The 4247-nt window shown below is 71.2% G+C and carries 3 protein-coding genes and 1 pseudogene; all 4 read left to right on the top strand.

Annotation, left to right across the window (positions count from 1 at the left end):
• A pseudogene (locus tag G6026_RS03555) lies at positions 1-810 on the top strand (Dak phosphatase); the annotation flags it as partial.
• On the top strand, positions 807-3080 hold the full coding sequence (recG, locus tag G6026_RS03550) for an ATP-dependent DNA helicase RecG (protein ID WP_182612280.1): 2274 nt from the start codon (positions 807-809) through the stop codon (positions 3078-3080). The pseudogene G6026_RS03555 and the gene recG, both read left to right, overlap by 4 nt.
• Positions 3081-3109: 29 nt before the next feature.
• On the top strand, positions 3110-3697 hold the full coding sequence (gene rsmD, locus G6026_RS03545; RefSeq protein ID WP_107756662.1) for a 16S rRNA (guanine(966)-N(2))-methyltransferase RsmD: 588 nt from the start codon (positions 3110-3112) through the stop codon (positions 3695-3697).
• Entirely contained in the window at positions 3694-4167 is a 474-nt protein-coding gene (coaD, locus tag G6026_RS03540) for a pantetheine-phosphate adenylyltransferase (RefSeq protein WP_107756661.1), read from the top strand. The genes rsmD and coaD overlap by 4 nt, the downstream gene beginning before the upstream one ends.
• The last annotated feature ends 80 nt before the right edge of the window (positions 4168-4247 follow it).

Below are 4247 nucleotides of genomic sequence, written 5' to 3'. Positions count from 1 at the left end.
GTCCACACCGACGACATCGGGTCGGCGATCGAGGTCGCCCTGTCCCTCGGCCGCGTCACCGAGATCCGTGTGACCGACATGTTGGACCCGGTGGGCGGGAGCACGGAGGCCGGGCACCGTCGACGGGGCGCGTCCGGCGCCGCGGAGGGCCGGGTCGCGGGTGAACCCGAGCGGGTCGTGGTGGCGATCGTCCCGGACGGGCCGCTGGCCGAGTTGTTCTCGGAGGCGGGGGCGCAGACGGTCGATGCGGACGAGGGCGGAGTGATCGACGCGGTCCTCGCGTTGTCCGCCGATGAGCTGCTCGTGTTGCCCAACGGTGAGCTACCCAGGGCCCAGATCGAAGCCCTCGACGCCGCGCTGCGCGAAATCGACGGCAACGCCCTCATCCTCCCGACGGGTTCCGTCGTACAGGGGCTGTCCGCCCTCGCCGTTCACGACCCCTCGACCACCCTGTCCCTGGACGGATTCGGGATGGCGGACGCGGCGGCGGCCACCCGACACGCCCATCTGGTGCGGGCCCGACACGACGCGCTCACGTTGGTGGGCCGCTGTGCGGCCGGTGATCTCCTCGGCATGGTGGGCCACGATGTCGCCCTCATCGAGACGGACCCGGTGGACGCCGTCTGCGCGCTCGCGGACCGCTTGCTCTCCTCCGGCGGCGAGCTGGTGACGCTGCTGCTCGGAGCCGAGTACGACGACGCCGCGACCGAGACCGCTCTGTCCAGGATCCGCGAAGGACATCCCGACGTGGAGGTCGTCGGGTATGCGGCCGGACCGGGTCGGGTGCTCGCGCACGTCGGGGTCGAATGACCGCGTTCGTCACCACGGACTCGGCGCTGGGGGAGGTCCTCGACGCCGGACTGGCCGAGCGGATCACCGCGGCCTTCGGCCACCGGACCGTCGGCGACCTGCTCCACACCCTGCCCCGCCGCTACCGCCAGCACGGTCAGCGCTACGACAAGCGCGAACTCGTCGAGGGCGAGCGGGTGACGATCATCGGGACGGTCACCACTGCCACGACCCGCAACTACACCACCAAGCAGGGGCAGTCGCGGGAGATGCTCACGCTCACGGTGAAGGACGAGGACACCACGTTCAAGGTGGTCTACTTCGCCGGCCGCAGGATCAAGTTCATGCTCCCGGTGGGCACGGTGGCGATGTTCGACGGGACCGTGTCGCGGTTCCGCCGGTCCCTGGACCTCACCCACCCGGAGTTCCTGGTCCTGCGCCCGGTCTCGGGCCAGGGTCGTGAGCTCAGGGGCTCGGGTGATCTCGCCGCCCTGGCCCGGCTGGCGTCCGAGATCGACGCCGAGGGCGGCCCGAGTCTGTTCGACCGTCCCCTCCTGCCCATCTACTCGGCCAGCAAGAGCGTGACCTCGTGGGACCTGCTCGGCGCGATCGTGACCGCGATCCGGGCCCTCGTGCCCGTCGTGGACCCCCTCGACGACACGGTCCTGGCGGCCGCCGGTCTGATGGGCCTCGACGAGGCGCTGCGCAAGGCTCATCTGCCGGAGACCGTCAAGGACGCCGACAGGGCCGGGTACCGACTCCGGTTCGACGAGGCCATCGCGCTGCAGCTGCTCCTGGGGGCCCGGCGCCGCGCGGTCGCCCGCGACCCCGCGCCGGCCAGTCCGGTGCGCCCGGACGGCGTCCGCGCCGCCATGGAGGCGCGGATGCCGTTCGAGCTCACCGCCGGTCAGACCGCCGTGCTGGAGGAGATCTCCGCCGACCTCGCCCTGGATGAACCGATGAACCGCCTCCTGCAGGGGGAGGTCGGCTCCGGCAAGACGATCGTCGGACTGCTCGCGATGCTCCAGGTGGTCGATGCGGGTCGTCAGTGCGTGATGCTCGCCCCTACCGAGGTCCTGGCCACCCAGCACCACCGTTCGTTGACGGCCATGCTCGGCGATCTGGGGGAGCGGGGCCGACTGGGTGCCGCCGAGGAGGCCACCCGGGTCGTGCTGCTGACGGGGTCGATGTCCACCGCGGAACGGCGGGCGGCGCTCCTGGATATCGTCACCGGTGAGGCCGGGATCGTCGTGGGCACGCACGCGCTCATCCAGGACTCGGTGGACTTCTTCGACCTGGGCCTGGTCGTGGTCGACGAGCAACACCGGTTCGGGGTGCGTCAGCGCGATCGGCTCCGCGCCAAGGGGCGGGACGGGACGGTCCCGCACCTGCTGGTGATGACGGCGACACCGATCCCCCGCACCATCGCGATGACCGTCTTCGGGGACCTGGAGGTCTCGGAGCTGGACGAGCTCCCCGGTGGTCGCAGACCCATCTCCACCTCGGTCGTGCCGGCCCGGGACAAGCCGAGATGGGTGCAGCGCGTCTGGGAGCGGGTCCGGGAGGAGGTCGAGGCGGGACACCGGGCGTACATCGTGTGTGCGCGGATCGACGCCGACACCGGCGACGCCGCGAACGGTACGTCCGCAGGGGACGACGGCCGGGGGAGCGACAGGCCCCCTCTGGTCGCCGCCGTGGACCTCTACGAGTACCTGTCCACCGGGCCACTGGCGGGCCTCCGTCTCGGTCTCATGCATGGTCGGCTCCCTCCCGAGGAGAAGGAGTCGACCATGGGTGCGTTCGCCTCCGGTGATCTCGACGTCCTGGTGTCGACGACCGTGATCGAGGTCGGGGTGGACGTCCCGGAGGCCACCGTGATGGTGGTGATGGACGCCGACCGGTTCGGGGTGAGCCAACTCCACCAGCTCCGGGGCCGGGTGGGTCGGGGTGGCCTGCCCGGGCTCTGCCTCCTGGTGACCAATTCTCCTGAGGGCGGGAAGTCGATGGAACGACTGGGTGCGGTCGCCGCCACCACGGACGGGTTCCTGCTGGCGCAGCTCGACCTGGTCCAGCGCCGGGAGGGAGATGTCCTGGGAGACGCTCAGTCGGGTGCGTTGGCCTCGCTCCGACTGCTGTCCGTCGTCGACGACGGCGAGGTCATCGAGATCGCACGCCGTCACGCCGAGGAGATCCTCGACTCCGATCCCGGACTGGACCACCACCCGGCGTTGGCCGAGCGCGTCCGTCGACTGTCCGGCTCGGACGAGTCGGACTACCTGTTCAAGTACTGACCATCAGCATCTCGACCATCGGGGGATCCATGACCCGCATCATCTCGGGCCGCCTGCGCGGGCGCTCGATCACAGTGCCACCGGCAGGGACCAGACCCACCACCGACCGCGTCCGCGAGGCCCTGTTCAGCGCGATCGTCAGCAGGATGGACCTGGACGGCGCCGCGGTGCTGGACCTGTTCGCCGGGTCCGGCGCACTCGGGCTGGAGGCGGTCTCCCGGGGCGCGGATGTCGCGTGGTTCGTCGAGGACGACCCCCGGGCCGTCGCGACCATCCGCGCGAACACGTCGGGCCTGTCGTCGTCGTTCCCGTCGGTCCGGCCGACCGTCAGGCGGGCGGCGCTGCCCGCCGCCGTCTCCGGACCGTGTCCCGTCGCCGGAGGCTTCCACCTGGTCCTGGCCGACCCGCCGTACGAGCGCTCAGCGGACCTCGACGCCCCCGTCCTCGAGGCGCTGGCGGACGGGGCCTGGCTCGCCGGGGACGCCCTCGTGGTGTGGGAGAGGTCCAGGCGTGACCCGGCGGTGCGGTGGCCCGCGGGCTACGAGGTGGAGTTCGAGCGGACCTACGGGGAGACCGCCGTCGAGATCGCCCGCCCGGTTGATACGGTCGCCCGATGACCACCGTCGTGTGCCCAGGCTCGTTCGACCCGGTGACCCTCGGGCACCTCGACGTCATCCGGAGGGCGGCCGACCTCTTCGACGACGTGATCGTGTGCGTGGTGGCCAATCCCAACAAGCAGGGCACGTTCTCCATCGACGAACGCAAGGCGCTCATCGAGGAGGTCTGCGCCGACCTGCCCGGCGTCCGCGTGGACAGCTTCTACGGGCTCCTCGTCGACTACTGCCGCCAGACGGGCGCCACCGCGGTGATCAAGGGTCTGCGTGACTCGACCGACTACGACTACGAACTGCCCATGGCCCACATGAACAGGTCGATCGCGGGCGTGGACACCGTGTTCCTGCCGACCCGGGCGGACCTGGCGTTCGTGTCCTCCTCACTGTGCCGCGAGGTCACACGTCTGGGCGGGGACGTCTCACATCTCCTGCCGGGTCCGGTCGCGCGGGCCCTGAAAGATCGGCTCGGCTGACCTGTGGTGCCCGGCGCCCGGGCCCGGCCCGCTGCGGGGCGTCGGCATCGCGGACCACCGGACACACCGCCGCCGCACCG

The sequence above is a fragment of the Dietzia sp. DQ11-38-2 genome (genome assembly GCF_014145055.1).
Taxonomy (GTDB): Bacteria; Actinomycetota; Actinomycetes; order Mycobacteriales; family Mycobacteriaceae; genus Dietzia.
This window is presented reverse-complemented; position numbering and strand designations above follow the sequence as displayed.